The organism is Candidatus Eisenbacteria bacterium (genome assembly GCA_035712145.1).
Classification (GTDB): domain Bacteria; phylum Eisenbacteria; class RBG-16-71-46; order RBG-16-71-46; family RBG-16-71-46; genus DASTBI01.
The window spans coordinates 1-1,384 of the sequence record DASTBI010000083.1 but is presented as its reverse complement, the minus strand read 5'-3'; the positions used below and the strand labels follow the sequence as shown (position 1 = coordinate 1,384).

The following is a 1,384-nucleotide window of genomic DNA, read 5'->3' as shown; positions in this document are numbered from 1 at the left end:
TCGCCCTCGTCTTAGGGGCCGGCTCACCCTGCGCGGATTAACCTTGCGCAGGAACCCTTGGGCTTTCGGCGACAGAGTTTCTCACTCTGTTTGTCGCTACTCATGTCAGCATTCTCACTTCCGGTGCCTCCAGCATGCCTTACGACACACCTTCACAGGCTTACGGAACGCTCCGCTACTACGCACGACACCCGTAGGTGTCGTACATCCACAGCTTCGGTGTATGGCTTTAGCCCCGATACATTTTCGGCGCAGGACGGCTTGTCTAGACCAGTGAGCTATTACGCTTTCTTTAAAGGATGGCTGCTTCTAAGCCAACCTCCTGGTTGTCTTGGCCTTCCCACTTCCTTTCCCACTTAGCCATAACTTGGGGACCTTAGCTGGTGGTCTGGGCTCTTCCCCTCTCGACCACGGACCTTAGCACCCGTAGTCTGTCTGCCAGGATCTAACCCGATGGTATTCGGAGTTTGGTTAGGTTTGGTAAGGATCGCTCCCCCCTAGCCCATCCAGTGCTCTACCCCCTACGGTGAACGCCTGACGCTCTACCTAAATAGATTTCGCGGAGAACCAGCTATTTCCGAGTTTGATTGGCCTTTCACCCCTAGCCACAGATCATCCAGTACCTTTTCAACGGTAATTGGTTCGGTCCTCCAGCCGGTGTTACCCGACCTTCAACCTGTCCATGGCTAGATCACCCGGTTTCGGGTCTAATCCTACGAACTCAATCGCCCTATTCAGACTCGCTTTCGCTACGCCTCCACCTACCGGCTTAAGCTTGCTCGTAAGACTAAGTCGCTGACCCATTATACAAGAGGTACGCGGTCACCCCTCAAGGAGGCTTCCACTGCTTGTAGGCATTCGGTTTCAGGTTCTATTTCACTCCCCTCATCGGGGTGCTTTTCACCTTTCCCTCACGGTACTTGTCCACTATCGGTCACTGAGGAGTACTTAGGCTTGGAGGGTGGTCCCCCCATCTTCAGACAGGATTGCTCGTGTCCCGCCTTACTCAAGAACTACGACGTTGATTACCCATACGGGGCTATCACCCACTGCGGCCCGCCTTTCCAGACGGTTCTGGTTGCAACATCGTAGCTACTGGCCTGGTCCGCTTTCGCTCGCCACTACTCGCGGAGTCTCGGTTGATGTCCTTTCCTCCAGGTACTGAGATGTTTCAGTTCCCTGGGTTCGCTTCTCGACCCTATGTATTCAGATCGAGATGACCTTGCGGCCGGGTTGCCCCATTCGGAGATCCACGGATCAAAGGCTGCTCGCGCCTCCCCGCGGCTTATCGCAACGTGCTACGTCCTTCATCGCCTCTCAGTGCCAAGGCATCCACCAAATGCCCTTAAACGCTTGATCTAACCCATCGCACACAGTGATAAAC

At 54.7% G+C, this 1,384-nt stretch carries 1 rRNA gene; it reads right to left on the bottom strand.

Annotation, left to right across the window (positions count from 1 at the left end):
* A 23S ribosomal RNA gene (locus VFQ05_05115) occupies positions 1-1,359 on the bottom strand; the annotation flags it as partial.
* Positions 1,360-1,384: the final 25 nt, after the last annotated feature.